The organism is Amycolatopsis sp. TRM77291 (genome assembly GCF_054166285.1).
Window position 1 is genome coordinate 6,708,216 of sequence record NZ_JBSZHF010000001.1, and the last position, 25,987, is coordinate 6,734,202.

The following is a 25,987-nucleotide window of genomic DNA, read 5'->3' on the forward strand; positions in this document are numbered from 1 at the left end:
ACCCACCCCCGAGTTACCCCCAGGGGTTGTGCACACCGTTAGGCCAAAAACGTGAAAAGCTGTGGATAACCCTGGGGATGACTCCACTTCCTGTGGACAACTCCCGGTAAGCCCTCCGGAGTGTGGTATACGCGCGGCCACTCAGAAGAGCAGCTGCGCGACCGTGTAGATGACCAGCCCGGCGAGCGCGCCGACCACCGTGCCGTTGATCCGGATGAACTGCAGATCCCGGCCGACCTGGAGCTCGATCTTGCGCGAGGTCTCCTCGGCGTCCCAGCGCTCCACGGTGTCGGTGATGATCGTGGTGATCTCCTTGGAGTAGTGCGTGACCACGTAGGCCGCCGCGCCCTCCACCCAGGTGTCCACTTTGGACCGGATGTGATCGTCGGAGACCAGCCGCCCGCCGAGGGTCTCCAGGCCGGTGCGCACGCGGCGCCGCAGCTCGCTCGACGGGTCCTCGGCGGCGTTGAGGAGCATCTCCTTCGCCGTCGCCCAGGCCGAGCCGATCAGCTTCTGCACCTCGTCGTGCCCCAGCATCTGGGATTTGACCTGCTCGGCGCGCGCCATCACCTCGGGGTCGGTCTGCAGATCCTGGGCGAACTCGCCGAGGAACTTGTCCAGCGCCAGCCGCATGGGGTGGTTGACGTCGGTCTTCACCGCCCAGACGAACGACAGCACCTCGCCGTAGACCTTGTCCGCGAGCATCTCGTCGACGAATTTCGGCGACCAGCTCGGCGCCCGGTCCGAGACCACGCGCAGCATCGTCGTGTGGTTGTCCCGCACCCATTCGTAGGCGCGGTCGCACATCAGGTCCACCAGCTTGTGGTGCGCGCCGTCGGCGAACACGCCTTCGAGGATCTTGCCCAGCGGCGGGCCCCACGGTTTGTCCACGATCCGCTTGACCACGGCCTGTTCCATGATCGCCTGGACGTCTTCGTCGCGGAGCACCTTGACCGCCGCCCGCACGACGGTGGCCAGTTCCGACGTCACCCGCTCCGCGTTGGCGGGCTGCGCGAGCCAGCCGCCGAGTCGTTTCGAGACCTCGACCCGGCTCAGTTTCTCGCGGACGACGGTCTCGGAAAGGAAGTTCGAGCCGACGAAGTCACCGAGGCTGCTGCCCAGCGCGTCCTTCTTGTTCGGGATGATCGCGGTATGCGGGATCTTGATCCGCAGCGGATGCCGGAACAGCGCCGTCACCGCGAACCAGTCGGCGAGCGCGCCGACCATCCCGGCTTCGGCGGCGGCACGGACGTAGCCCACCCAGGCCGGCCAGCCGGCGGCTTCGGCCCAACTGGTCAGCAGGAAGATCACCGTCGCGCCGAGCAGGAACGACAGCGCGACCATCTTCATCTTGCGCAGGCCGCGGCGCTTCTCCTCGTCGGCGGCGCTTCCACCGGGCGGATCGGCTGGGGTCACCTTGGCGGGCGTCAGTTGCTCCACACGGCCATTGTCCGTGAGGATGGCTGATCGTGCGCGAACCTGTCCTCGTACCCCGCCTCCAGCCCTTCACGTCGACCATCTTCGCGGAGATGACGGCACTGGCCGTCCGCCACGAAGCCGTCAACCTCGGCCAGGGCTTCCCCGACACCGACGGGCCCGCCGGAATGCTCGACGCCGCCAAGAACGCGCTGTTCGGGGGCGCGAACCAGTATCCGCCGGGTCCGGGGCGGCCGGAGCTGCGCGCGGCGATCGCGCGGCACCGGCTCCGTTACGGCGTCGAGTACGACCCCGGCACCGAGATCCTGGTCACCGCCGGCGCCACCGAGGCCATCGCGGCGTCGCTGATCGCGCTGACCCAGGCGGGCGACGAGGTGATCGTCATCGAGCCGTACTACGACTCGTACGCGGCCGCGGTCGCCATGGCGGGCGCGGAGCGGCGTGTCGTCGGCCTGGTCGAACGCGACGGCCGGTTCGCGCTGGACGTCGCGGGCCTGCGCGCCGCGGTGACCGAGCGGACCAGGGCGATCCTGATCAACTCGCCGCACAACCCGACCGGCACGGTGTTCACGCGCGCCGAACTGGAAGCCGTCGCCGCGCTCTGCGTGGAGCACGACCTGATCGCGATCACCGACGAGGTGTACGAGCACCTGGTCTTCGACGACGCCGAGCATCTGCCGCTCGCGACCTTTCCCGGCATGCGTGACCGGACCGTCTCGATCTCCAGCGCGGGCAAGACGTTCAACTGCACCGGCTGGAAGATCGGCTGGGTCTGCGCGAGCCCAGAGCTGGTCGCGGCGGTGAAGGCGGCGAAGCAGTTCATCACCTTCGTCTCGGGCGGCCCGTTCCAGCCCGCCGTCGCCCACGCGCTGGACCACGAACTGCCGTGGGCCGAAAACCTGCGCACGAGCCTTCAGGGCAAACGGGACCGCCTCGCGGCGGGTCTCGCGGAGGCCGGGTTCGCGGTCCGGCCGACCGCCGGGACGTACTTCGTCTGCGTCGACGTCCGGCCGCTCGGTTTCGACGACGCCGCGGAACTGGCCTGGGAACTCCCCGAACGGGTGGGCGTGGCGGCCGTGCCCGTAAAGGTGTTCACCGATCACCCGGAAGAGTGGAAACACCTCCTGCGCTTCGCTTTCTGCAAACGCAACGAGGTCATCGATGAAGCGGTCACCCGATTGCGCAAACTTCGGTGACTCGTCCGATGTTCACGGCACTGTTCATGCCCAGCCGCCTCTTTCGAGTGTTCGCCTGAGCCGGTCCAGACACCGTCTTCGCAGCCTGCCCACGCTGGCCGGACTGATGCCCAGCTCTCCCGCGAGCTGGGCGTAGGACAGCTCCGGCCGGTACGCGAGGAGCCGCATCATCCGCCGATGCGAGTCCGGCAGGCGATCGACCGCCGCCCAGAGCGCGCGGTCGCGTTCGGCGCGGACGACCTCGGCCTCCGGGGTCGGCTCCGCGCCGGGCAGCGGACGCGGAGTTTCGCGCCTGTTCCTGGTGATCATCCGGAGCGCGCGGCGCCGCGCGGTGGTCGTCAGCCAAGCAGCGAGCTTCGCTTCGTCGCGTAGTGCGCCGGGCGCGCGAAGGAGTTCCAGCCACGCGTCCTGACAGACGTCCCTGGCGTCGGCTTCGCTCAGCCGGTACGCCTTCAGCGTCTTGAGTACCGCCGCCGACAGCGCGTTCACGTCCCACATCCCGGACCTTCCCTCCCCGGCGGCTCGCGTCCGCCGCGCCGATCACCGAACGCGACTTCGACGGCACACACCGCAGCGAGGATCCGGAAAAGGTCAGGTCACCGAGGATTTGAGTAGTTCCACCTCTCCCCGGATGGCCGCCGGGCACATACCGAGAGTGATCAACTTCGGTACTCCAGGCACCGGAGCCGGTTGCGTCGTTCCGCCTAACGGGCTGGATCGGCGGCGGCTGAAGTGAAACACTCCCCTCCGGTGCTAAAACTGGTGCAGCCCCGGGGGAACTGCGACCTGGCCGGAAGAGACCCCAAGCAAGATCGAACTCACGCGGGAAACGTGGGTTTCAGGCGCGGACGGTGGTGATTGCTGTGAGTGGTACGGCAGTCGTGCGCCGTGGCGGCCTCACCGCCCCGAAGCGAATTCTTTTCGCGGGCGGACTCGTGCTCACCGGCTGGCTCCTCGGCGCCGTGCTGAGCACGACGGCTTCGGCCGACGAAGAGCCACCCGCGACGCCGGAGACCTCCGTCGTGCAGCCCGCGGACGAAACCGGATCCGGGAAAACGACTACTCCCGAGAAGCCCGCTGAGTCCAATTCGGACTCCAACGCGACCGAAACCGCGAAACCCGTTGAGCCCACCGAATCCGCCGCAGAAGAGCCCGCTCCCGTTGCGCACGAGGAGCCTGAGGCCACTGTGGAGGAAGCGGCGGTTTCGAGCGCGAGTTCCGTCGAGAAGACTTCTGCTCCGGAACCGGCCACGAAGACCGCGACGCCCCAAGCGTCCAACGGCTTGCTGGGCGGCCTCATCGGCGGCGTGCTGAATGTCGTCACGACCACGGTCGGCGGTGTCGTCCAGACCGTCGGCGGGGTCGTAGACGGAATCGGCGACCAGGTCGTCACGCCGATCCTCATGCCGGATCCGTGCTGCGGCGCGGGTGCCCCGGTGATCCTGCCGGGCACCGGCGACATGCTCGACCCCGTCTTCGGCGGCGGCTCCGGCGAGTCGGCGGGCGGCTCGGTCACCATCACCGTCCCGGCCAAGGCCGTCACGGAGTACGCCCCCGCGCCTGCCGCTCCGGCCCCGCGTCCTGCCGTCCCCGCCGAGAGCCCCGCTCCGGTGACGGCGAGCCAGCACCACCGCGTCACGCTGCCCGTCCGGGTCAAGACCGACGCCCAGCCCGCTCCGGCCGCGCCCGCCGAATCCGACACGCACGCGTCCCCGGACGGCGGCGGCTCGGGCGGCGGCGGTGGCCTGCCGAGCACCCCGGTGGCCCCGATCGCGCCAACGACGACCGCCCAGCCGGGCCACGACAACACCGGCGGCGGCCGTGGGCCGCTCGCCGTGCTCGACGCCGGAATGCCCGCCACGCAGCTGAAACTCATCGGAACCGGCTGCGACCACGAAGGCGAGCGCACCGGCAGGGAAGCCGCGCTTCCCGCCACCTCCCCCGACTGACCTGACCGGGTCGCCGGGGAGAACCACGTCCAAACCAAGATCAACTTCGGGTTTCGACGTCTGCTGATCCCACGGCACAAGCCGCTTTCGCCTGCCCCTCTGTCAGGCATCCCCTTTGTCTTTCCGAACGGCCGACCGCGCCCGGCCGGTTCGGATCCCGGCCCCGGCGCCGCGCTGCCCCTGCGGCGCCGGGACCAGCACCGGGTGGACTTCGGGGGCTTCTGCTCACCGCGCCGAGCAGGAGCCGGCCAAGCTCGAAGCCCGCCTGAACCGCGGGCGGTTCCCGGCACGTCGAGGGGCTGTGCCGGGTAACCGCCGCGGTGCCCGTCCCGAGATTCCGGTCTCGGGGCGGGCCGGATAGCCGGTGCGCTGGTCGCGCGGCGCCGATGCCCTCCCTGGAGCATCGAGCGCCCCGCCGGCGCACCGGCTATTTCCGTTTCCAGCTCCCGCGTTTCGTCCTCTGGATGCGGTAGTTGCGCGTGCAAGTACCGCATCCAGAGGACTAAATGCGGGTCAGGTGACCTGGACGGTGGCCGGGGCGGCCACGGCGGGGGTCCCCGCCATCGAAGCCGCGGCCGCGCCAAGCCTCCGCACGGCCTCGAAAAGCCGGTCGGCCGGAAGCGCGTACGGCAGCCGCAGCCAGCGCTCCAGTCCACCGTGGACACCGAACCGCGAACCCGGCGCCACCTGCACGCCGTGTCCAGCCGCCGCGATGGCCAGCCGCGTGCTCATCGGCTCCGGCAGACGGCACCACACCGAAAGCCCGCCGGACGGCACGGTGAACGTCCACTCCGGGCAGTACCAGTTCAGCGCCCCGGTCAGCGCGTCACGCAGCGCCAGCGTCTCCTGACGGCGGTGCGCCAACGCGACCCCGCCGTCGTCGAGCAGTTCGGCGAGGACGAGCTGCTCGAAGACCGGCGATCCCAGGTCGACGGCGAACCGGGCCGCGATCAGCCTGCCGATGACGTCCTCGGAAGCGCGGATCCAGCCGAGCCGCAGGCCCGCCCAATGCGATTTGGCCGACGAGCCGATCGTGATGCCGAGGTCGCCCAGGTACGCGCCCAGCGGCGGCGGCCCGTCGGCTGGATCGCCTTCGTGGTCCAGTTCGACCAGCGTCTCGTCGACGATCGCAGGGGTGCGAGCACGGCTCAGCGCGGCCCCGAGGCGCTGACGGCTGTCGGCGTCCATGCGCAGGCCGGTCGGGTTCTGGAAGTCCGCGACGAAATACGCGAGCTTCGGCGCGGATTGCCGCAGCGCGGCCTCGATCCCGACGATGTCCCAGCCGGCGGCCGGATCGAGCGGTACCGGCACCGGGATGGCGTGCGCGGCGCCGACCGCCTCCAGCGAGTTCGGGTACGTCGGCTGCTCGACCAGCACCCGGTCGCCCGGACCGGCCAGCATCCGCAGGGCCAGCACGAACGCGTGATGCGCGCCGTTGGTGACCATCACCTGATCGGCGTTGGTCGGCAGCCCTCGTTCGGTGTAGCGGCGGGCGATCCGCTCACGCAGGATCCGCAGGCCGCGTACCTGGTAGGCGTTCTCACCGAGATGGTCGACCAGCGCCTTGCGCGCGGCGTCCACGGCCGGGACCAGGCCCGCGACGGCGGGCGGGGAAGCCTGGGCGAGGTCGATGAGGTCCTCGCCGGTCGGCAGGACCGTCTCCCGGCCCCGGCCACCGGGCGACGCGATCCACGAACCCGCCCCGCGGCGGCTGGCGACCAGCCCGTCGGCCCGCAGCTTGTCCAGCGCGGCACCGATCAGCGTGCGGCTGACCTCCAGCGCGTCGGCGAGCTCGCGTTCGGCCGGGAGTTTCGTGCCGAGCGGGAGCCTGCCGTCGAGGACCAGCAGCTCGACGGCGGCCGCCAGGTCCGCGGCACCGTGTCGAGAACCACTCTTCCGCCAGTTCCCCAGCAAAATGGCCAATTTCGAGCCCGAAACGCGTCCAGTCAGCGGGATCAGCGGTTCCATAAGGCCAATTGTTCCAGATTGGTCATGGTCAAGGTAGCCACTTACCCCTGATGGTGGACACGTGGCACTAAAACTCGACCTCCGACCCGTCGGCATCTCCCAGGACACCGCCCGCCGGTCGGTCCAGCTCGTCGCCGGGCTCGTCCTCTACGGCGGCAGCATGGCCATGCTGACCAGGTCCGGGCTCGGCCTCGACCCGTGGGACGTGTTCCACGAAGGGCTGATGAAGATCACCGGGCTCTCGTTCGGCACGGTCACCGCGATCGCGTCGGTGCTGGTGCTCCTGCTGTGGATCCCGCTACGGCAACGACCGGGGATCGGCACCGTCGCCAACATCGTGGTCATCTCGCTCACCGTCGACTTCGTGCGGATCTTCCTGCCCGACCAGCACGTGCTCGGCTGGCAGATCCTCAACCTGGTCGCCGGCGTGGTGCTCAACGGTCTCGGCGCCGCGATCTACGTCGGCGCGCGGCTCGGCCCCGGTCCGCGCGACGGGCTGATGACCGGCCTTTCGGCGCGGACGGGCAAGTCGATCCGTCTCGTCCGGACGCTCATCGAGCTCACCGTCCTGGCCGCCGGCTGGCTGCTCGGCGGCACCGTCGGTGTCGGCACGGTCCTCTACGCGCTCGCGATCGGACCGCTGACGCAGGCTTTCCTGCCGTACGTCATCTGGCGGGAGCGCGCCCGCCCGTGATCGGAGGCGTAACTCGCGTGATTGGAGACGTAACTCGCGTGATCAGAGGCGTAACTCGCGTGTGCGGCGTCCAAGCACGCGAGTTACGCCTTCGATCACGTGAGTTACGCGTCTGATCACGTGAGTTTCGCGAAGCGGGATGTCAGCTCGCCTCCCGCTGTTCGAGCAGGCGCCGGACGGCGAGGTAATCGATGCCCCGCTGCGCGAGCACGTCGGCCGCGGCACCGGGGACGGCGGTCATCGCGAGCAGCAGGTGCTCGCCTTCGATGCGCTTGCTGCCGACGTCGATGGCTTCGCGAAGGCTCTTCTCCAGCACCTTCTTCGCCTCCGGCGTGAACGGCCGATGACCGCGCCCCGCACGACGGCCGCCGGTCAGCGCGCCGGGGCCGTGGGTCTGCTCGACCCGCTCGACGATGTGCTCGACGTCGATGCCGAACCCGCTCAGGGCTTCGACGTCGGCGTCGCTCATCCCGCCGCGCCGCCGGACGCGCCGGAGGTCGTCGGCCAGTTCGTCCGCCGGGCAGCCCAGCGCGGCGAGCACGCCGGTGTGCCGGGCGAGGGACGTCAGCAAGTGCAGCGCGTCGACGTTCCCGGATCCCTCGTCCGACGCGACGCGCTGAGCCCCGACGACGACATCGCGGGCTTCGGTGGTGAAGCGTTCGAACATCAGTGCCTCCCGTACTTCTTGTGCACCGCTTGCCTGCTGACCCCCAGCTCGGCCGCGATCTCCTGCCAGGACCAGCCGTGCACCCGCGCGCTGCGGACCTGCACGGCCTCGAGTTGTTCCAACAGCCGGCGCAAGGCGGCGACGGCGCGCAATCCCACCCGGGGATCACGGTCGCCGGCTCGCGCGGCCAGATCTGTCGCTTCGGTCATGACGTCAACCTACGTTGACATCTCGCCCGCGTCAACCTCGGTTGACAGTTAGGGTCGGGTCATGGTCGAAATCGCAGTGGCGGAAAGGGACGGAGTAGGCGCGGACGGAGCGACGCGCCCGACCGAAGACCACGTCGCCGTACTCGGCAACGCCGTGGTGGTGCTCGACGGGGCGACCGCGCCGCGGCCGGATCTGCCGTCCGGCGGCTGGTACGCGAGCTTGCTCGTGCACAGCCTGTCGCGGGCGTTGAGCGCGGAACCCCAAGCGGATCTCGGGGTGCTGCTGGCCGAGTCGATCGCCGACGTCGCCCGCCGCGAAGGCCTCGAACCGGGACGATCGCCGTCGAGCACGGTCGCGATCGCGCGCTGGACGGACGACACCGTCGACGGGCTGGTGCTCGCCGACAGCCCGATCGTCGCCTTCGGCCCGTCCGGCGCCGATCCGCTCACCGACGACAGGCTGGTCTCGCTGCGCGAAGGCGGCCAGCTCCGCACCGGCGCCGACGTCCGCGCGAAACGCAACGCGCCGGACGGCTTCTGGGTCGCCGAGGCGGAACCGAGGGCCGCCGCCGAGGCCGTCCGCCGCAGTTGGCCGCGTTCGGAGGTCGACGCCCTGCTGCTGGCGACCGACGGCGTCTCGATCGGTGTCGACGAGTACGACCTGTTCGACTGGCCGGAGGTGCTCGCGATCAGCCGGGAGCGTGGTCCGGACGCCGTCCTCGACGCGGTCCGCACGGCGGAGAAACAGGACCCGGACGGCGAGCGCTGGCCCCGCGCGAAAAGGCACGATGACCAGCTACTGGTACTGGTCGACTTCGGGGTAGCCCCAGGGTAAAACCGGGGGCTTCCCGGATCGGAAATCCCCGCCCGCGCGAGCACGCTGGACGCATGACGTTCACTGGGGAGAGATCGCGGGCCAAGCCCTGGCTGATCGCGTCGGCCGCGGCCATCGGCTGGGCACTGTTCACCATGGTCGTGCTCCACCTGATCAGCTCACGCGATCCGGTGTTCGACACGCTGTCCAGCTACGCCTACGTCGACCGCGGCACGGGCATGCTCGGCGCCAGCGTGCTCTCCCTGTCCATCGGCTCGCTCACCGCGCTCGGCGCGCTGGCGGCGGCCGGAGTCCCGCTCAGCCGCACCACGAAACTGCTGTTCGTGCTGTGGTCGCTCGGGCTGGCGGCGGCCGCGATCTTCCCGGCGAGCTACCCCGAGTTCCCGGATCCGGTCAGCGGCGAGATCCACCTGTACGCCTGCCTCATCGCGTTCCTCAGCCTGCCCGCCGCCGGTTTCACCCTGCGCGACAACCTGCGCGGCACGCCGGCGGCCAAGCTGGTCGGCCGCCTGGCGTGGGGCAGCACGGCCGGCTTGATCGTCTTCGGGCTCAGCTTCATCTTCGTGCGCCTGTCCGACATCCCGTTCTTCATGACGCTGACCGACATCGCGCCGGTCGGCGTCATGCAGCGGATTTCGCTGGTGGCGCACGTGATCCTGATCGCCGGGATGCTGAAGGTCGCGTCAGCGGCGCACCGCGTCGGCGAATTCGGGGGCGTAGCCGTAGAGGCCGGGCAGCCCGCCCGTGTGCAGGAAGACAACGTGCTCGTCGGCCGCGAAATGGCCTTCGGCGGCCCACTCGATCAGCGCGGCGCCCACTTTGCCGGTGTACACGGGGTCGAGCGCGATCCCTTCCGTACGGCCGAAAAGCCGCACCGCGTCCCACGTCCCGGCGGTCGGGATCCCGTAGCCGGGGCCGATCGTGCGGTCGTCGATGTGCAGACCTTCGAGTGACGGCGGTTCGCTCCCCAGCAGTACCGAGGCCGCGATCGTGAGGTCGGCCAGGTTGTCGAGGGCCTCGTCGACCGGATGGCTGACGCAGGCGATGTCCAGCGTCAGCCAGTCGAGGTCCGCGGTCCCGACGACGAGCCCCGCGGACGTCCCGCCGCTGGCGTGCGGGGCGACCAGCCGCGCCTTGGTGATGCCCAGCTCGCCGAGCTGCCCGGCGAGCTCCCGCGCGGCCGCGACGTACCCGAGCGCGCCGACGCCGTCGGAACCGCCGACCGGGAACGTGGCCACCTCGCGGCCCTCGGCCGCGGCCTCGGTGATCAGCCGCTCGTAGGTCCTGCCGGTCTCCTCGCCGTCGCGGCAGATGTGCACGTTCGCCCCGAAGAGGTGATCGAGGGAGACGTTGCCGGACCGTTCGTACGCGTCACCTTCGCGGGGGACCTTCGCCGTCAGCACGAGCTCGCACCGCAATCCGAGCTTCGCGCAGGCCGCGGCGGTCTGGCGGCCGTGGTTGGTCTGCAGCGCGCCGAAGGTGATCACCGTGTCGGCGCCGTTTTCGATCGCCGCGCCGAGCAGGAACTCGAGTTTGCGCAGTTTGTTCCCGCCGACGCCGAGTGGATGGACGTCGTCCCGTTTGAGCAGCAGGTTCGGCAGGCCGAGGGCCTCACCCAGCCGGGGTGCCGGATGCAGCGGCGTGGGATAGCCGCCGAGGTCGACGCGGGGGAAGCGATCGAGGTTCATGCGCGTCACGCTACCCGGTGGTATCGTTCGTTTGAACGAACGAGACGTGCAGGGGGATCCCATGACCACCTCGAAGGCGGACCTCGCGTTCACCGGCCTTGCCGAACAGGCCTCGATGCTCGCCACCGGAGCCACGACGTCGGTCGAGCTCACGCGCTTGGCGCTCGAAAAGGCCGAGGCCAGCCAGCCCGTTCTCAACGCCTTCAAATGCCTTCGTGCCGAAGAGGCCCTTCGCGAGGCGGAGGAGGCCGACCGGAGGCTCGCCGCCGGCGAGACCGCTCCCCTGCTCGGCGTCCCCACCGCTATCAAGGACGACCTCGACGTCACCGGGCTGCCGACGGCGTTCGGCTGCGAAGGCGACTTCTCCGTCGCGACCGCGGACTCCCCGCCCGTCGCCGCGCTTCGCCGGGCGGGCGCGGTGCTCATCGGCAAGACCAACACCCCCGAACTCGGCCAGTGGCCGTTCACCGAAGGCCCGGCGTTCGGCGCGACCCGCAATCCGTGGGACACCGAGCGCACCCCGGGCGGTTCCTCCGGCGGCGCGGCGGCGGCCATCGCGTCGGGGGTGATCGCCGCCGCGCTGGGTTCCGACGGGGCCGGGTCGATCCGGATCCCCGCCGCGTGGACCGATCTGGTCGGGATCAAACCGCAGCGCGGCCGCGTCCCGACCGAACGCGAACTCTTCCACGGCCTGACCGTGGTCGGCCCGCTCGCGCGCACGGTCGCCGACGCGGCCCTGTTGCTCGACGTCGCCGCCGGCACCGGCACCGCGTTCCAGGCGGCCGCCCGCCGCGAACCGGGCCGGATGCGGATCGGGCTGTCCACCAGGATCCCTTTCACCGCGACGAAAACGCGGCTCGATCCGCAGGCGCACGCGGCCGTCGTCCGGCTCGCGGAGCGGTTCGCCGAACTCGGCCACGAGATCGTCGAGATCGAACCCGACTACCGGCTGATCGGTCTCACCTTCCTGCCGCGTTCGCTCGTCGGCGTGCGCGACTGGTCCCGCCGCGTCCCGGACCAGGCGCGGCTCGACCCGCGCACGCGCGCCAACGCCCGGCAGGGTTCGGCCTTGGCCGGGCCGGCGCTGCGGCTCGCCCGCGCCACGGAACCGTTGCTGCAACGCCAGATCGGCTCGGTGTTCGGCCGGGTGGACGTCGTCCTCACGCCGACCACGGCCACGCCGCCACCCCGGATCGGCACTTTCGACAAGCTCACCGGCTGGCAGACCGACCAGGCCATGATCGCCGCGTGCCCCTACGCTTGGCCGTGGAACGTGCTGGGCTGGCCGGGGGTCAACGTCCCCGCCGGGCTGAGCCCGGACGGCCTGCCGCTCGGCGGGCAGCTGCTCGGCCCCTCGCACGCCGAGGAACGGCTGATCTCGCTGGCCGCGCAACTGGAAGAGGTCGAACGGTGGCAGGACCGCAAACCCGAGACCGCTTGGTGAACACCCGCGAAGCCATTCTCCACGCCGCGCTCAAGGTGGTCGGGGAACAGGGCGTCGGCGGGCTGACCAACCGCCGGATCGCGGGTCAGGCCGGAGTCTCGCTCGGCACGCTGACCTACCACTTCCCCAGCCAGACCGCGTTGCTGCGCGAGGCGATGCTGCTGTTCGTCGAGGAAGAGACCACGAAGCTGACCGGCTTCGTCGACGCGTACCGCGAGCAGGGCTTGAGCGTCGAGGAGGCCGCGTCGGTGGTCGAGCAGGTCATCGCGCAGCTGCCCTTCGGCACCGACGAACTCGGCGCGCACGAGCTGTACCTGCAAGCCGCGCGCGACCCCGGGCTCCAGGACGCGGCCGCCCGCTGTTTCGCCGCCTACGACGAACTCGCGCTGGTGATCCTGAAAACGCTCGGTGTGCCTTCCCCGGAACGGCTGACCGGCCCCGTCGTCGCGCTGATCGCCGGGCTCCAGTTGCGCAGGCTGGCCACGGGTGACGACGGCGTCGGGGTGGCGCAGTCGTTGATGATGCTCGTCCGCGGCGCGTCATGAGCGGTCCGCCGATCGTCAAGGGGACGGCGGCGTGGAAGTACTTCGGCGACTTCCGGGCCGGGCTGCTGGCGGGCCAGGTGCTGGTGCTGCAGGTCGCGCATCCGGTGGTCGCGGCCGGGGTGCGGGATCATTCCGACTACGTCGAAGATCCGTGGACCCGGCTCATGCGCACGGCCGCGTCGCTGTCCATCTACATCTACGGCGGCCCGGAGGGCGCGCGCTACGAAGCGGACCGGCTGCGCGCGCTGCACCGCTCGTTCACCGGCGTCGACGACGGCCGCCGGTACAGCGCGCTGAACCCGCACGCCTACGCTTGGGTGCACGCGACGCTAGTCATGGTTCCCGTTGACACACAACGGTTCTACGGAACGCCGATGACACCGTCCGAATTGGACGAGTACTACGCGCAGATGTGCGACGTCGGACATCTTCTCGGCCTCCGCGAACAGGACATGCCGCCGACGTGGCCGGAATTCGAGCGGTACTACGCGGAGATGATCGACGGCTTCGGCCCGAACGAGACGATCTCGACGTTGTTCGAAACGATCCGCACGGTGAAGAAGCCGTGGCGATGGCTGCCCGACGAACGGTGGGTGCGGCTCCAGCGGTGGCAGCATCGGGGCCAGATGTTCGTCATCCGCGCCACGCTGCCGCCCGCGTTCCGTGACCGCCTCGGTCTACAGTGGACAGATCGGGACCAGCGGCGGTTCGACCGGTTCCGCGCGGCGGTGCGGCTGGTCGGCGGGCTCGTGCCGGTGACGTTGCGATCCGCGCTCGTACGCCGGATCGGCAGGCTCAACGTCTGGTTCCGGGCGCATCCGCGCGCGTATCGCTTCCTCGGCGGAACCACCGGCCCCGGAAGTGCCCGCCTTTAGTGCGGGGCGGACAAAGGTGGCGGGTCGCGAAAGCCACTTTCGCGACGTCTGATGTCCCGAAAGTGGCTTTCGCAACGTCAGCGGGGGCGAGAGATCGGCCCAGTCGGTAGTGAAGGCCTCCTTCCTTACCCTGAAGGTAGGGAAGGAGGCCTTCACTACGCGTTAACTGCCCACCGCACCCGACACCTTTGCTCTACCCCTCGGTTAGTCCGCTAATCGCGCTTCCGGGTGCGGGCGTAGTGGGCGCGGGCCTTCGCCCGGTTGCCACAGCGCGCCATCGAACACCACTGGCGGGACCGCCTCGGCGAGGCGTCGCAGAACCGCAGGCCACAGTCGTCGGCGGCGCAGATCCGGACCGCGACGTCCTCGGTCGCGAGGTCGATCGCGTCGGCCGCGACCGCGCCGAGCGCGGCGACGACCGACACCGGCCTCAGTTCCTTCACCGGCTTGCCGTCGTCGTAACGAAGCCACGGCGAAGGCGCGCCGGACGCCATCTCGTTGACCAGAAGGACGTCCGCGCTCCGCGGCTCACCCAATAGCACTTTGTCGACGGCTTCCCGCAGCGCCCGCGCGGCCGACAGTTCGCCCGCGCTCGCCTCAGTGATGGCGAAACCCATGAGCCGCAGCCATTCCGCGAGGGCGGCGGGGTCGGTGAGCAGCTCCCGGCCGTCCTCGTGCCGCTCGCGCACGGTGTTCACGAGGTCGAGACACGGTCGCCCGCCGTCGAAGACCCACTCCATCCGCGGATTCTAACCCTTGCCATCGGTTAGGACGTCGGTCTACCTTCTAACCCCATGAACCGGTTAGAAAGCGAGACCGCTTCGGTCAACGGCATCCGCCTGCACTACCTGCGTGCCGGAACGGGCCCCGCGCTCTTCCTCCTGCACGGTTGGCCGCAGACGTCCTTCTGCTGGCACGAGATCATCGGCGAACTGGCCGAAACCCATACCGTCATCGCCCCTGACCTGCGCGGTTACGGCAAATCGGACAAGCCCCGCGACGGCTACGACAAACGCACGATGGCGGCGGACGTCGCCGCCCTCGCCACCCACCTGGGTTTCGAGCGGGTGTCCGTCGTCGGGCACGACCGCGGCGGCCGGGTCGCCCACCGCTGGGCATTGGACCGGCCCGAACAGGTCGACCGGCTCGCCGTCCTCGACATCATCCCCACCAGGGAACTCTGGAAACGCCTCGATACCGAGATCGGCCGCGCCTACTGGCACTGGCTGTTCCATCTTCAGCCGGATCTGCCGGAACTGCTCGCCGGCCGGGACATCGCCGCCTACCTCGGCTACTTCTTCGAACGCTGGACGCATCAGCGGCAGGGGCTGAGCCGGGAGGCCGTCGACGAATACGTCCGCGCGTTCTCGGCGCCGGGCGCCCTGCGGGCCGGCTTCGACGACTACCGCGCCTCGTTCCCGCACGACGCGGAAGCCGACGACGCCGATTTCGACGCGGGTCGCCGCCTCGAACTCCCCGTGCTGGCGCTGTGGGGAGCGAGCGGTCTCCTGGGAAAGCTGCCGACACTGGAGATCTGGAAGGACTACGCGAACGACGTCTCCGGTACGGCGATCGAAGAATGCGGCCATTTCCTCGCCGAAGAACGTCCTCGCGCCTTGCTGGAAACCCTGAAACCGTTTCTTCTCCGCTGAGACCCCCACCCGCGTTAAGGGCCGCCGTCCCCTTTACGGGGGACCCCGGTTCACCCCGCGCCGTGACGCTTTCGGAGACCATCGTCGTTAACTTCGGCCGGGATGGGGAATTCACCGAGGGGGCGGCGCACGACGCCGTTGGTCATCGCCCGCGTACTCGTGCTCTGCGCGCTGGCGTCCGTTCTGCTGTCCGGCACCGCTCAGGCGGACGGCGTGTCGAGCGGGGCGGACGTCCAAGTCGCGCAGACGCTCGGCACCCGGGACCTCACGGTCATCCTGCGCCGGATGGACACCGCGCCCGGGCCGCTGCACGTCGACGTCGTCACGCACACCGGAAGCCCGCCGGGGACGCTGAAACTGCGCGCGTCGACCGCCGGGACGACGTTTTCCGAGACCACCGTGCCGCTGGACGGCAAACCCGGCGCGCATTCCGCGCGGCTCCAGGTCGACCAGCCGGGACCGTGGGAGCTCGGCCTCGACGACGGGACGGACACCGCTTCGATCCCGTTCATCGTCCCGGCCAGGGTCATCCCGCCGTGGGAGAAGGCCACCTTCGGCGGCTTCGTCGCCGCCGGGGTGTTCCTGGTGCTAGGTCTCGTCATCGCGATGCGCGTGCGCCGTCCGCAGTTCGCGCTGATCCCCGCCGGCGGGATGGTCGCCGCGCTCGCGGTCGCGATCACCGGCGCGATGCTCTCCGCGTCCACCCCGCCGCCGCCCGCGCCCGGGGCGGAGCTGGACCCGACGATCGACAACATCCGCGACCCGTACGCGAACGCGCAGATGTCCACTGTGGACTTCTCCCGGCCGCCGGTGAATCTGGCCGTGCACTCGCCGAACGCGCGATCGGGCGGCCTCGCCGAGGTCCGGATCGCCATCGCCGACGGTGCGACCGGCCGCCCCGTCGACGACCTTTTGGTGCACGACAACGCCTTGATCCACCTGGTCGTCATCTCACCGACCGGCAGGCTGTGGCATCTGCATCCGGTGCGGGTCGGCCCCGGTGACTACCGGGTGAAGTTCACGCCACCCGAGGCCGGGACCTACGCCGTCGCCGCGGAACTCGCCCGGCGGGGCGGCGGCGTGCAGCTGGCCCGCACCACGCTGAGCGTCGCGACCGGAACGGACGCCCCCGCCGAACCCGTTCCCGCCGGAGCGGGAAAGCGAGTCGTGCAAGGGAACCCGGTCGATGTCGAGATCCGGCAGGGGAAGCCCACCACGATCACCGCGCGGTTCGGGAAGGCGGATCTCCAACCCTGGCTGGGCATGCTCGGCCATCTGATCGTCGTCGGCCCGATCACCGGCGACAGCCGGGTCGGCGCGGATGCCGCTGCCGCGCCGACCTGGGCCCATGTGCACTCGATGATCCCGCAATCGCCTGGGATGCCGGGAAAACCGGATGAGACCGTCGCCGCGTACGGCCCCGACGTCCCGTTCACCTACACCTTCTCCGCACCCGGCAAGTACCGGATCTGGTTGCAGGCCGAACGCGATTACACGGTGCTGACCGTGCCCATGCAGATCGAGGTCCCGGCGGAAGGGGCACCGCAATGAGCTCCACAGTGGACAGACGTAAGCCCGTCCTGCTGATCTCCGTGGTCGCGGTGCTCGCGGCGGCGATCGTGGCCTGGCTGGTGTGGCCGAGCAGTGGCGGGGAGCAGGTGCAGCGCTCGACGCAGGGCCCGTACACGGTGCAGCTGTCGGTCGAAGACCCGCACCAGGGCGGGAACGTCTTCGCCCTGACCGTCACGGGCGCCACGCCGGACGTCGTCACCCTCGAACCCGTGATGCCGCAGATGGGGCACGCGCTCGCGCCGTCGCCCGCGATCGCGGAAGGGCCGGGGAAGTTCCGCACCGGCGACGTCCTGCTGCCCATGTCGGGGCAATGGGAGATCACCGTTTCACTGCGCGGGCCGTCCGGCGCCACGCAGCACGTTTTTCCTTTGCTGGTCAAGTAAAGAGAGGGAGGTCGGGGGGTATGGATCTCACCGCGGGAGGAGCGAGGGCCGTCTCGGTGGCACGAAGTGAACGCACCGGTCTCGTACCGGCGGGCACGGTGCTGGCCGGATCGGTGATCTCGCTGATCGGGCTGACCTGGGACATCCAGTGGCACGGCGACGTCGGCCCGGACACGTTCTTCACGATGCCGCACCTGTTCCTGTATTCGGGCAGCGCGATCTCCGGGCTCGCGAGCCTCGTGGTCGTGCTGATGACCACGGCCGCGCGCCGGGCGGGCCGCCCGATCGACGCGCGCGTCGGCGGCCGGGCGATCAACGTCTTCGGCAAGGTCTTCGCCGCACCGGCCGGCTATCTGGTGACCGGCACGGGCGCGGCGATGTTCCTGCTGTACGGCCTGTGGGACCAGTGGTGGCACGGTCTTTACGGCTTCGACGCGGTGATCGACTCGCCGCCGCATATCGGGCTGCTGCTGTCGATCACGCTGAGCATCATCGGCACGGTCATGGTCTTCGCGGCCGCGCGGGAACACCGGTGGGGCACCGTCGGCGTGGTCGGCAGCCTCGGTGTGCTGATCGCGTTCAGCACGGTGACCGTGCTGGGGCTGCAGCAGATCGACGTCGACGGGCTCGACGTCGTCTCCGTCGGCATCGCACTGCTTTCGGTGCTACTGGTGTCGGCGGGCGCGGGATTCTGGGCGCGGCCCGGCGGAGCGGTCCGGGTCGCCGCGGCGCTGGCGGTCATCCAGGCGATCACCTGGTGGTTCTCGCCGTGGGCCGCCGAGGCGTACGCGGGCGCCGTCGGCCTGCCGATGCGCGACTACATCGACGGCGTTCCCGCGATGCCCTCGATGATGCCGATGGCGCTGCTGCCCATCGCGGCCGTACTCGAAGCGGTCTACCTGCTTTCCCGGCGCGGCTGGTCCGCGGGCCGCGTTTCGGTGCTGGCAGGCGGGATCGGCGGGCTCCTGGTCGGCGCGAGCATGCCGATCCAGAACGCGATCGTCTACGGCGCGGACCGGATGCCGTGGGCGGTCGTGTTCGCGACGGGCGCCGCCGGCGCGGTGATCGGGCTGCTCGGCGGGTTCGCCGGCTGGCGTTTCGGCGGGATGCTGGGGCTGCTGGCCCCGGCGAAGGGGGACAACGCGCATGCGTAAGACACTGCTGGCACTGGCGGCGGCGATCGGTCTGCTGTTCGCGACCACGCCCGCGGCGAACGCCTACGAACCGGTGAACATCGTCCACACCGAACGGGTCCAGGTCGGTCCGTACGGGATGACGGTCGGCTTCAGCACCTGGCCGTTGCGCGCCATGCAATCGCTGGACTTCACGTTCATCCCGGACGACGGGATCGCCGGGAAGTCGGGGACGCTCGCGTTCCTCAATCCGGAGACCGGGCGGCTGGGCCGTCCCCAGCCGCTGGCGAAGCATCCGCGGAAGCTGGAGGTGTGGGGACTGGACATCCGCGCCCTGCAGACAGAGGGCTCGTGGACGTTCCGGTTCGAGATCGAGGGACCCGCGGGCAAGGGCACGGGTGAACTGCGGGATCTGGCGGTGCTCGAACAGCCGGGACCGCCGATGGCGGTGAGCTGGTCGATCAGCCTGATCCCGCTGATCGTCCTCGCCGTGCTGATCGCCGTCGCCTGGCGCAGGACGAAATCCAGGCTGCGCGGGAACGGGCTCCCCGCCACGGTGTGACTCGAAGTGACCGAAGATCGGATGGCTCGCGTGTCCCGATGGGCACGCGAGCCGTTCGTCATGGGCTCAAATCGAACTGACCGGCCTTGACCGCCACGAGGAAGGCGTTCCACTCACCGGCATCGAAGACGAAGACGGGACTTTGGGCCAGCTTGGTGTCACGGACCCCCACCAGGCCTTCTTTGCCGAGGTTGACCTCGACGCAGTTCCCCCCGTTGGGCTCACTCGCGAAGGACTTCTCCCACGCGGAGTCGTCGAACAGCGACACGGCCGTGGTCGGATCGTAATCCGCCGCCGATGGATAATCGGCCATTGGTCGTACCTCCGAACGTCGGTCGGGGGTGCGGGCCGCGACCTGCGCGAACCGTCACCGTCCCGGCTTCTCCCTGCCTCAACGGGACTATCCCGCACGGCCAAGTGGGTGATCAACTCCGCCCACCCTCGACATGAAGATTATTCCAGGAGTAGGATTAATCGCAGCGGCCGGGGCTCGGTTGTTGGTGATTCGCTCGCAGCACGCGGACACCCCGGCGACGGCGTCACCGGGTGCGTCAGCAGGGAGTTTCGCCGTTCCGGCAGGACACCGACGGCAGGTGACCGGCAGGAACACCCACCCCGCGGCGCATGACCACCCACCGCCGACCTCGTGGGGGAGGATCAGCGTGATCATTCAGGACACCATGCCGTCGACGGTACTGGCCGTCGGCAGGCTCATGGCCGGGACGGCGGGCGAAAGCCGCCGCTCCGCACATCTCTTCGACTTGCACACCGGGGGTTCGCACCCCGAGTTCCTGCACGCCCGCTGCGGCGCGGCGATGCCGTACGACCACCTGGAATGGGTCCCCGTCGGTTCGGGGATGCCCTGTGAACGTTGCCTCGGCCTCGCCGGTTCGGCCGACCAGGCGCGGTTGCCGCGTCCGAGCCGGGGGGTGTGACCGCCATGGCCGTCCGTCTCACCACGCTGCTGTTCCGCCGTGAGGACGAACGCCTGGCCTCGGCGAAGCATCACCACCGCACCATCGGGCTCGAACTGCGTCAGCGGTTCGGGTTCAGCCTCATCCAGGCGCCGCTGCGCAAACAGCCGCCGTGGAACTCGGAGATCGACGCGCCCGGCGCGCACCGGGACCCGATCAGGACCGGCCGGCCGCTCGAAGGTCGGTTCGACCTGACACCCATGGTCGGGCATCTGACCGGCCGGGCCTGATCGCTCAGGGCTTGCGGCCCAGCCCGCCGAGCCCGCCGGTGAAGGTCGGGTCGTCCGCGAACCGGTCGCTAGCCCGGGAATCCGCTTCGTCGAGATGCCAGGTGGCCATCCAGTCGATACCCGGCTCCACCATCTCCAGGCCGTCGAAGAACGCGGCGAACTCCGCGCGGGACCGCAGATGGAACGGCGCGCTCGTCTTCTTGTACAGCTCCTGGACGTTCTCCCGGTTGTCGCCTTCCTTGCGGGTGACGCCGTCCTCGGTCAGATGCGAGGACAGGAAGTACGAACCCGACGGCAGGAAATCGAGATATCGCTGGACCATCTCGTGCACGGGCTCCTCCGGGCCGAGGAAGTACAGCAGGCCGACCAGGACCAGCCCGATCGGCTGCCGCGGGTCGAGCACTCCGGTCTCGAGGGCGCGTTTCCAGATGTCGTCGGGATCCCGTACGTCGCCCTGCAGGACCGCGTGCCGCCCGAGCAGTCCCTCCCTTTCCAGCAGCAGCTGGGAATGCGCGACGGCGACCGGCTCGATGTCGACGTACACGACCCGGCTGTCGGGATTGATCGCGCTCGCGACCTGGTGGACGTTGCCGACGGTGGGCACGCCGGAGCCGATGTCGAGGAACTGCGTGATCCCCTGGCGGGCAAGGTAACCCACGCCGCGGCCGAGGAAGTCGCGGCCGACGCGGGCGAACGTCTTGACCTCCGGGAACTGCTTCAGCACCTGCGAGCCGAACTCGCGGTCGATGGCCCAGTTGGCCGAACCGCCGAGGAACCAGTCGTACACCCTGGCCACGTTGGGTCGCTCGAGATCGACACCCTCGGGGGCCACCGGGTCGCTGGGATCCTGCTGCGTAGTCATACCGTCACACCTCGTCAGAAACCGGGTTTGCGGGCGACCCCGCCGATGGCGCAGTTAAGCGCAGGCGAGTGGGGGTCGTCCAGCCGCCATGCGCCGACCGGGACGAGACCCGGTGCCACGAGCTCGAAATCGCCGAAGAAACCGAGGATCTCTTCCTTGTCGCGGAAGGACACGGGCGTGCTCGACTGTTCGTACTGCTTCACGACGCGCTGCACCTGTCCCAGCTCCTCACCCTCCACGTCGGACATCGTGACGTGGGACAGGACGTAGAAGGAACCCTCGGGCAGCAGCCTCCGGTAGCGCGCGACGACGGCGGCGAGCTCGGGGCCCGGCACGAAATGCAGGACCGCGACGGTGAGCAGGGCGACCGGTTTCGCCGGATCGAGGACGCCGGTGTCGATGGCCCGTTCCCAGATGTCGTCCGCGTCGCGCAGGTCGCCGCCGAGCACCGCGTGCCTGGCGGGATCCCCGTTCCTCTCCAGCAGGATCCTGGCGTGCGCCACGGCGACCGGTTCGTTGTCGACGTACACGCACCGGCTGTCGCCGTCGGCGTCGTCGGCGATCTCGTGGACGTTGCCGACCGTCGGCACGCCGGAACCGAGGTCGAGGAACTGGTTCACGCCGTGCTCGGCGCAGTACCGCACCGAACGGCCGAGGAAGGCCCGGTTGGCCCTGGCGAGGGCGCGGACGAGCGGGAACGCCTTGACCAGCTGTTCGCCGAATTCCCGGTCCACCGCCCAGTTCGCGGTTCCGCCGAGCGCCCAGTCGTAGATCCGGGCGGCGTTGGGCCGCTCGAGATCCACGCCGTCGGGCAGGAACCGCGGGTCCATCTCAGGATTGCATCTGGGTTCTGTACAGCTCGGCGAGTTCCTTGAGGAACTGCCGGGTCTCCTGGCGTTCCAGCGCGGCACCGCGCAGCCTGTCCCAGGAGTCGACGAAGATGTTGAAGTCCTTGACGTCGTCGAGGTACAACCCGCCCGCGGAATGTTCGATGTAGACGAAATCCCTGGTGCGATCGGGAAACCGCATGATGGTGAAGTCGTTGGGCACCGCGGCGAGGCGCGCGCCGAACGGCAGCACGTGCACGTACACGCGCGGATGCTTGTCCAGCGCCAGCAGATGCTCGACCTGGTCCAGCATCACCGCCGGGGCGGAGCCGCCCGGAGCGCGGCGCAAGGCGCCTTCGCTGATGATGAACCGGTAGTAGGGCGGCTGCTGCTGTTCGAAGACGGCCTTGCGGTCCAGCCGGTTGCGGACCAGCGAGGTGACGTCCGTGGCGCCCGCTTCGGTGAACTGCTTGAGCATGTAGTGCTCGGACTGCAACGGGCCGGGGATGCGCTCGCCGTGCCAGGTGAGGATCTCCGCGGCCGCGGGTTCGAGGTCGGTGAAGGTGCGAAACCAGTGCGGCACCACGGATCGGTAGCCGGACCAGTGGCCGCGCTGCCCGGCCGCGGCGCGGGCCAGGTTCATCAACGTGTCGGCCTCGTCGCCGTTGATCCCGAACGCGTTCAGCATGGATCGCACATCCCCGAGCTTGACCCCGACGGCACCGGACTCGATCTTGTTGACCTTGCCCTGGGTGCAGCCGAGAACCTCGGCGACCTGCTGCTGTGTCATCCGCGCGGCGTTGCGGGCATGCCGGAGCTCGTTCCCGAGCTGCTTCCGGCGCGAGGTGACGGTGCTGGCCATCGCCTTGCTCTCCCGGACCACATAACCAGGACCGCGGCTGCCCGCGGTCCTGCGCGCGAATACTCGAACCCACCCAGGGTACTTCACCTTGAGGGGTTCGATGATGACATTGCGCAGCGTTCCAGGAAACGGCCGAAAACACCAGTCACCTGGTACGTCACCCTGGTGGCGGAGCGATCTCGTCACATTTCGGGCACGCCGCTCGGGCATAGTGACCGAGTGGACCAATCCCCCTTCGCCAGCCAGGTCACCGATGGTGTCTTCGGCTACGTTCAGCCGGACGGCTCGTGGTGGATCAACAATTGCAGCTTCGTCGCCGCGGGCGATCACACGGTGCTGATCGACACTTGTTCGACCGAACGGCGTACCAGGGCACTGCTGGCGACGGCGGAGTCGGCAGGCGGGGCGCCGGTGACCACCGTGGTCAACACGCATCACCACGGCGACCACACGAACGGCAACTACCTGGCGGCGGGCGCGACGATCATCGGGCACCGGAAGACGCGCGAGGTGATGGTCGCGACCGGGATCAACACCTACGAGAACTCGTTCACCGGCAACGACTGGGGCCATCTGGAACTGCGGCCGCCCGAGGTGCTGTTCGACGACCGGCTGACCGTGCACGCCGGCGACGTCCGGCTGGAGCTGATCCACCCCGGACACGCGGCGCACACCACCAACGACGTACTGGTCTGGCTGCCGGAACGGCGGGTGCTGTTCGTCGGCGACCTGATCTTCAACGGCGGCAGCCCCTTCGCGCTGATGGGCTCGCCCGCCGGCTGGCGGAAGGCGCTGGACCTGGTCCGCGAACTGGAGCCGGAGACGATCGTGCCGGGCCACGGGCCGGTTTGCGGCCCCGAAGCGATCGACGTCGTCGACGGATATCTGGGTTTCCTGCAGAAACTCGCTTCACACGGGCAGGCCGCCGGGCTGACGCCGCTTCAGGCCGCTCGCGAAGCGGATCTCGGGCCCTACGCGGCACTGTCCGAACAGGAACGGCTTCCGGCGAACCTGCACCGGGCCTACGCCGAACTGGACGGACTGGCGTGGGGTGCGCCGATCGATCTGGGGGCCGCGCTGGCGGACATGGTCACCTTCAACGGCGCGCCGATCCGCTGCTTCTCCTGACGGCCTCGCACCTCCGCGCCCGCCGCGTGTTGCGAAAGCCACTTTCGCGACGTTGAAGGTTGCGAAAGTGGCTTTCGCAACCCACCCCAGGCCNCACACGTACCGCCGCGTCGACCGCGAGGGTTCGTTCCACACCGCTTGGGCGGCCGACGGGCGTCCCGAGTCCTCCGCCTGACAGGGCTGACAGGGCTGACAGGCCGCGTGATGGCCCCCGCTTACCAGGGGGCCATCACGCGGCCAACAGGACAAGGGCGACGAACACGAGGACGGTGAGCGCGACCCGCGTCATGTCCCGCGCGCCGCGACGATCTCCGTCAGCGCCTGCAGGATCAGCTTCTCGGTCTTCTCCTTCGTGAGCCCGAGCCCGGTCAGGAGGTCGTCGCCGAGCTCGAACAGGGCCAGCAGGATGTGCTCGGTGCCGATGTAGTTGTGCCCGAGCCGCAGCGACTCCCGCATGGTCAGTTCCAGCGCCTTCTTGGCTTGCGCGCCGAACGCCATCTTCGCCGCCTCCACCGGTTCGCCGGCGGGGTCCGGCAGCCTCGCCTCAGCGGCCTCGCGGACGGCTTCGAGAGTCACCTGCTGCGCCACGATCGCCCCGGCGGCGAGCGCGGCCGGTTCCGAGAGCAGGCCGAGGACCAGGTGCACGGGTTCGATCTGCGGGCTCTTCGCCGTGACAGCCGCGTCCCGTGACGCGACGACGACGTGCCGCGCGCGATCGGTGTAGCGGCTGAACACCTTCACCAGATCTTCGAGCGAAGAGCCACTGGAGTCGACAAAGCGCTTCTGGGCGGCCTGTTTGGACACCCCCATGTTCTTGCCGATTTCGGTCCAGGACGCGCCGGATCGGCGCGCCTGGTCGACGAAGTGACCGATCAGATGGTCGGCCACTTCGCCGAGGTGCTCACCGAGGAAGACCGCGTCGGACAGCTGGCCGAGCACGTCACCGTCGGGATGCTGCTGCTTGATGTGCGAGATGAGGTCGTCTAGTCGGACTGGATTCGTCATGCCGTCAACTTTAGGTTGACGGAGCCGCGATCGTCAACCTCGGGTTGACGCCAAGGTGGCCTTGAGGTCGAAGCCGTTGGCCTCCAGCGTCTCGAACCGTGGTTCCGGATCCGCGGCGAACAGGCGGCGCGCGGCGATGTGGTCCGGCGGCCGGTTCACCGACTCCACTCCGACGAGCACGCCTTCGCGGAACGACAGCACCGAGAACTTCCCGCCCTCCCGGTCCCCGGTCACGACGGTCTTGTCCGCCCCGGTCAGCAGCCCGGCGATCTGCAGTTTCGCGCCGAGCTGGTCGGTCCAGAACCACGGCAGGCTCTCGTAGGGCGCGGGTTCACCGGCGATGACGGCCGCGACGGCCCGCGCCTGGTCGACGGCGTTCTGCACCGACTCCAGCCGGGTCGCCGTACCCGCTTGGACACACGGGAAGTTCGCGCAGTCCCCCACCGCCGAGATCTTCGGGTCGCTCGTGCGCAGATGCTCGTCGACGACGACACCGTTCGCCACGGCGAGCCCCGCCTCTTCGGCGAGCCGTGTCCGCGGCACCACCCCGACCCCGACCAGCACCAGGTCGGCGAGCAGCCGGCTGCCGTCGCTCAGTTCCACCTCGGACACCCGGCCGTCACCGTGCAACGCGGCGACGCCGGTGCCGAGCAGGATCGTGTGCCCGGCCCCCTCATGCAGAGCCGCGAAGTACGCCGAGACCTCGGGAGTCGCGACACGGGCCATCAGCCTGTCCTGCGCCTCCACGATCGTCACGGGCCGCCCGGCGTGCGCGGCGAATTCGAGCCCGATGAACCCGCCCCCGATCACCACCACGTTCGCCGCGCTTTCCAGCGCGGCACGCAAAACGTCGGCGTCGTCCTTGGTGCGCAGGGTGAACACGCCGTCCAAAGTGGACCCAGGAACCGGCAGGACACGGTTGTCCGAGCCCGTCGCGAGGACGAGGTGGTCGTACTGGTGGGCGCTTCCGTCCTCGAGTACGACCTGCGAGGCGTCGCGATCCACCGTCGCGACACGGCCGGGGATCAGCTCGATGTCCTTCTCCGCGAAGAAGTCCTCGGGCCGCAGACGCAACTGGGCGTCGCCCGCGGTCCCGGCGAGGTAGCCCTTCGAAAGCGGCGGCCGCTGATACGGCAGGCCGGGTTCGTCACCGATCAGCACCACCCGGCCGTCGAACCCCTTGTCCCGCAGCGAGGTCGCCACTCCGAACCCGCTCTGCCCGGCCCCTACGACGAGGACGGTCTCCATCGGCGCTCCTTCCGTTGTACCCCGATGTCCATTCAACACCGC

Annotated in this window: 28 protein-coding genes and 1 pseudogene; 16 read left to right on the plus strand and 13 right to left on the minus strand. The window is 69.6% G+C overall.

The features are described 5' to 3' along the window. Nucleotides 1-141: 141 nt before the first annotated feature. Nucleotides 142-1,440: a DUF445 domain-containing protein gene (locus ACXIZN_RS31125; protein WP_457958618.1), complete on the minus strand. Its 1,299-nt coding sequence runs from the start codon at nt 1,438-1,440 to the stop codon at nt 142-144. A gap of 29 nt (nt 1,441-1,469) precedes the next feature. Here ACXIZN_RS31125 and ACXIZN_RS31130 point away from each other — a divergent pair, with 29 nt between their 5' ends. Continuing rightward, nucleotides 1,470-2,633, plus strand: a complete 1,164-nt coding sequence (locus ACXIZN_RS31130) for a pyridoxal phosphate-dependent aminotransferase (RefSeq protein WP_457958620.1) — start codon at nt 1,470-1,472, stop codon at nt 2,631-2,633. A 24-nt stretch (nt 2,634-2,657) separates the two neighbouring features. Here ACXIZN_RS31130 and ACXIZN_RS31135 read toward each other — a convergent pair whose 3' ends face one another. Beyond that, complete coding sequence (locus ACXIZN_RS31135) at nt 2,658-3,131, minus strand: sigma-70 family RNA polymerase sigma factor (protein ID WP_457958621.1); 474 nt, start codon at nt 3,129-3,131, stop codon at nt 2,658-2,660. A gap of 365 nt (nt 3,132-3,496) precedes the next feature. On the opposite strand from ACXIZN_RS31135, the gene ACXIZN_RS31140 reads away from it, so the two are divergent. Beyond that, a complete protein-coding gene (locus tag ACXIZN_RS31140) occupies nt 3,497-4,582 on the plus strand; it encodes a hypothetical protein (RefSeq protein ID WP_457958623.1) in 1,086 nt (361 codons plus the stop codon). A 513-nt stretch (nt 4,583-5,095) separates the two neighbouring features. Here the strand turns inward: ACXIZN_RS31140 and yczR are convergent. Next, complete coding sequence (gene yczR, locus ACXIZN_RS31145) at nt 5,096-6,550, minus strand: MocR-like transcription factor YczR (protein WP_457958625.1); 1,455 nt, start codon at nt 6,548-6,550, stop codon at nt 5,096-5,098. A 61-nt stretch (nt 6,551-6,611) separates the two neighbouring features. Between yczR and yczE the strand changes: the two genes are divergently transcribed. Next, the gene (yczE, locus tag ACXIZN_RS31150; RefSeq protein WP_457958627.1) at nt 6,612-7,244 is read left to right on the plus strand and encodes a membrane protein YczE; all 633 of its coding nucleotides are present in this window, start codon (nt 6,612-6,614) and stop codon (nt 7,242-7,244) included. Nucleotides 7,245-7,386: 142 nt separating this feature from the next. Here yczE and ACXIZN_RS31155 read toward each other — a convergent pair whose 3' ends face one another. Both ACXIZN_RS31155 and ACXIZN_RS31160 read right to left on the minus strand, forming a co-directional pair. Beyond that, nucleotides 7,387-7,911, minus strand: a complete 525-nt coding sequence (locus ACXIZN_RS31155) for a Clp protease N-terminal domain-containing protein (RefSeq protein ID WP_457958629.1) — start codon at nt 7,909-7,911, stop codon at nt 7,387-7,389. After that, nucleotides 7,911-8,120: a sigma factor-like helix-turn-helix DNA-binding protein gene (locus ACXIZN_RS31160; protein WP_004559389.1), complete on the minus strand. Its 210-nt coding sequence runs from the start codon at nt 8,118-8,120 to the stop codon at nt 7,911-7,913. The genes ACXIZN_RS31155 and ACXIZN_RS31160 overlap by 1 nt, the downstream gene beginning before the upstream one ends. A 61-nt stretch (nt 8,121-8,181) precedes the next feature. On the opposite strand from ACXIZN_RS31160, the gene ACXIZN_RS31165 reads away from it, so the two are divergent. Both ACXIZN_RS31165 and ACXIZN_RS31170 read left to right on the plus strand, forming a co-directional pair. Beyond that, entirely contained in the window at nt 8,182-8,955 is a 774-nt protein-coding gene (locus ACXIZN_RS31165) for a hypothetical protein (protein ID WP_457958631.1), read from the plus strand. A 134-nt stretch (nt 8,956-9,089) separates the two neighbouring features. After that, nucleotides 9,090-9,560, plus strand: a pseudogene (locus ACXIZN_RS31170) (DUF998 domain-containing protein); the annotation flags it as partial. A gap of 78 nt (nt 9,561-9,638) precedes the next feature. On the opposite strand, the gene ACXIZN_RS31175 reads toward ACXIZN_RS31170, so the two are convergent. Beyond that, nucleotides 9,639-10,643, minus strand: a complete 1,005-nt coding sequence (locus ACXIZN_RS31175) for a D-cysteine desulfhydrase family protein (protein ID WP_457958633.1) — start codon at nt 10,641-10,643, stop codon at nt 9,639-9,641. Nucleotides 10,644-10,704: 61 nt separating this feature from the next. On the opposite strand from ACXIZN_RS31175, the gene ACXIZN_RS31180 reads away from it, so the two are divergent. From ACXIZN_RS31180 to ACXIZN_RS31190, 3 genes are read left to right on the plus strand one after another with little or no spacing between them, the layout of a single operon-like run. Continuing rightward, entirely contained in the window at nt 10,705-12,087 is a 1,383-nt protein-coding gene (locus ACXIZN_RS31180; protein WP_457958635.1) for an amidase, read from the plus strand. Further along, nucleotides 12,084-12,632: a TetR/AcrR family transcriptional regulator gene (locus ACXIZN_RS31185; protein ID WP_457960642.1), complete on the plus strand. Its 549-nt coding sequence runs from the start codon at nt 12,084-12,086 to the stop codon at nt 12,630-12,632. Before ACXIZN_RS31180 ends, ACXIZN_RS31185 begins: the two co-directional genes overlap by 4 nt. Further along, the gene (locus ACXIZN_RS31190; RefSeq protein WP_457958637.1) at nt 12,629-13,507 is read left to right on the plus strand and encodes an oxygenase MpaB family protein; all 879 of its coding nucleotides are present in this window, start codon (nt 12,629-12,631) and stop codon (nt 13,505-13,507) included. Before ACXIZN_RS31185 ends, ACXIZN_RS31190 begins: the two co-directional genes overlap by 4 nt. A 212-nt stretch (nt 13,508-13,719) precedes the next feature. Here the strand turns inward: ACXIZN_RS31190 and ACXIZN_RS31195 are convergent, their stop codons facing one another. Beyond that, nucleotides 13,720-14,247, minus strand: coding sequence for a CGNR zinc finger domain-containing protein (locus ACXIZN_RS31195; protein ID WP_457958639.1), 528 nt, complete (start codon nt 14,245-14,247; stop codon nt 13,720-13,722). A gap of 54 nt (nt 14,248-14,301) precedes the next feature. Here ACXIZN_RS31195 and ACXIZN_RS31200 point away from each other — a divergent pair, with 54 nt between their 5' ends. From ACXIZN_RS31200 to ACXIZN_RS31220, 5 genes are all read left to right on the plus strand, one after another. Further along, nucleotides 14,302-15,159 carry an alpha/beta fold hydrolase gene (locus ACXIZN_RS31200; protein WP_457958640.1) on the plus strand — a complete coding sequence of 286 codons (858 nt, stop codon included), beginning with the start codon at nt 14,302-14,304 and terminating at the stop codon, nt 15,157-15,159. Nucleotides 15,160-15,261: 102 nt separating this feature from the next. Further along, the gene (locus tag ACXIZN_RS31205) at nt 15,262-16,710 is read left to right on the plus strand and encodes a hypothetical protein (RefSeq protein ID WP_457958642.1); all 1,449 of its coding nucleotides are present in this window, start codon (nt 15,262-15,264) and stop codon (nt 16,708-16,710) included. Then, a complete protein-coding gene (locus ACXIZN_RS31210) occupies nt 16,707-17,114 on the plus strand; it encodes a FixH family protein (RefSeq protein ID WP_457958644.1) in 408 nt (135 codons plus the stop codon). The genes ACXIZN_RS31205 and ACXIZN_RS31210 overlap by 4 nt, the downstream gene beginning before the upstream one ends. 20 nt (nt 17,115-17,134) lie before the next feature. Beyond that, a complete protein-coding gene (locus ACXIZN_RS31215; protein ID WP_192747664.1) occupies nt 17,135-18,268 on the plus strand; it encodes a hypothetical protein in 1,134 nt (377 codons plus the stop codon). Next, nucleotides 18,261-18,809 carry a hypothetical protein gene (locus ACXIZN_RS31220; RefSeq protein WP_126733170.1) on the plus strand — a complete coding sequence of 183 codons (549 nt, stop codon included), beginning with the start codon at nt 18,261-18,263 and terminating at the stop codon, nt 18,807-18,809. Before ACXIZN_RS31215 ends, ACXIZN_RS31220 begins: the two co-directional genes overlap by 8 nt. 58 nt (nt 18,810-18,867) lie before the next feature. On the opposite strand, the gene ACXIZN_RS31225 is transcribed toward ACXIZN_RS31220, so the two are convergent. After that, nucleotides 18,868-19,122, minus strand: a complete 255-nt coding sequence (locus ACXIZN_RS31225) for a DUF397 domain-containing protein (RefSeq protein WP_034310466.1) — start codon at nt 19,120-19,122, stop codon at nt 18,868-18,870. Between the two features lie 349 nt (nt 19,123-19,471). Here ACXIZN_RS31225 and ACXIZN_RS31230 point away from each other — a divergent pair, with 349 nt between their 5' ends. Both ACXIZN_RS31230 and ACXIZN_RS31235 read left to right on the plus strand, forming a co-directional pair. Further along, on the plus strand, nt 19,472-19,744 hold the full coding sequence (locus ACXIZN_RS31230) for a hypothetical protein (protein ID WP_192747663.1): 273 nt from the start codon (nt 19,472-19,474) through the stop codon (nt 19,742-19,744). A 5-nt stretch (nt 19,745-19,749) separates the two neighbouring features. After that, complete coding sequence (locus ACXIZN_RS31235) at nt 19,750-20,013, plus strand: hypothetical protein (RefSeq protein ID WP_185927113.1); 264 nt, start codon at nt 19,750-19,752, stop codon at nt 20,011-20,013. Between the two features lie 4 nt (nt 20,014-20,017). On the opposite strand, the gene ACXIZN_RS31240 is transcribed toward ACXIZN_RS31235, so the two are convergent. Genes ACXIZN_RS31240 through ACXIZN_RS31250 form a run of 3 tightly spaced genes read right to left on the minus strand, consistent with a single transcriptional unit; the run spans nt 20,018 to nt 22,564 of the window. Next, nucleotides 20,018-20,875, minus strand: a complete 858-nt coding sequence (locus ACXIZN_RS31240; RefSeq protein ID WP_192747662.1) for an SAM-dependent methyltransferase — start codon at nt 20,873-20,875, stop codon at nt 20,018-20,020. Between the two features lie 14 nt (nt 20,876-20,889). After that, nucleotides 20,890-21,705, minus strand: coding sequence for an SAM-dependent methyltransferase (locus ACXIZN_RS31245; protein WP_457958647.1), 816 nt, complete (start codon nt 21,703-21,705; stop codon nt 20,890-20,892). Nucleotide 21,706: 1 nt separating this feature from the next. Further along, nucleotides 21,707-22,564: a helix-turn-helix domain-containing protein gene (locus tag ACXIZN_RS31250; RefSeq protein ID WP_126733165.1), complete on the minus strand. Its 858-nt coding sequence runs from the start codon at nt 22,562-22,564 to the stop codon at nt 21,707-21,709. Nucleotides 22,565-22,783: 219 nt separating this feature from the next. Here ACXIZN_RS31250 and ACXIZN_RS31255 point away from each other — a divergent pair, with 219 nt between their 5' ends. Beyond that, a complete protein-coding gene (locus ACXIZN_RS31255) occupies nt 22,784-23,692 on the plus strand; it encodes an MBL fold metallo-hydrolase (RefSeq protein ID WP_457958649.1) in 909 nt (302 codons plus the stop codon). A 285-nt stretch (nt 23,693-23,977) separates the two neighbouring features. On the opposite strand, the gene ACXIZN_RS31260 is transcribed toward ACXIZN_RS31255, so the two are convergent. Together ACXIZN_RS31260 and ACXIZN_RS31265 are read right to left on the minus strand one after the other, a co-directional pair. Then, nucleotides 23,978-24,697 carry a Clp protease N-terminal domain-containing protein gene (locus ACXIZN_RS31260; RefSeq protein ID WP_457958651.1) on the minus strand — a complete coding sequence of 240 codons (720 nt, stop codon included), beginning with the start codon at nt 24,695-24,697 and terminating at the stop codon, nt 23,978-23,980. Between the two features lie 33 nt (nt 24,698-24,730). Next, nucleotides 24,731-25,945, minus strand: a complete 1,215-nt coding sequence (locus tag ACXIZN_RS31265; RefSeq protein ID WP_457958653.1) for an NAD(P)/FAD-dependent oxidoreductase — start codon at nt 25,943-25,945, stop codon at nt 24,731-24,733. Nucleotides 25,946-25,987: the final 42 nt, after the last annotated feature.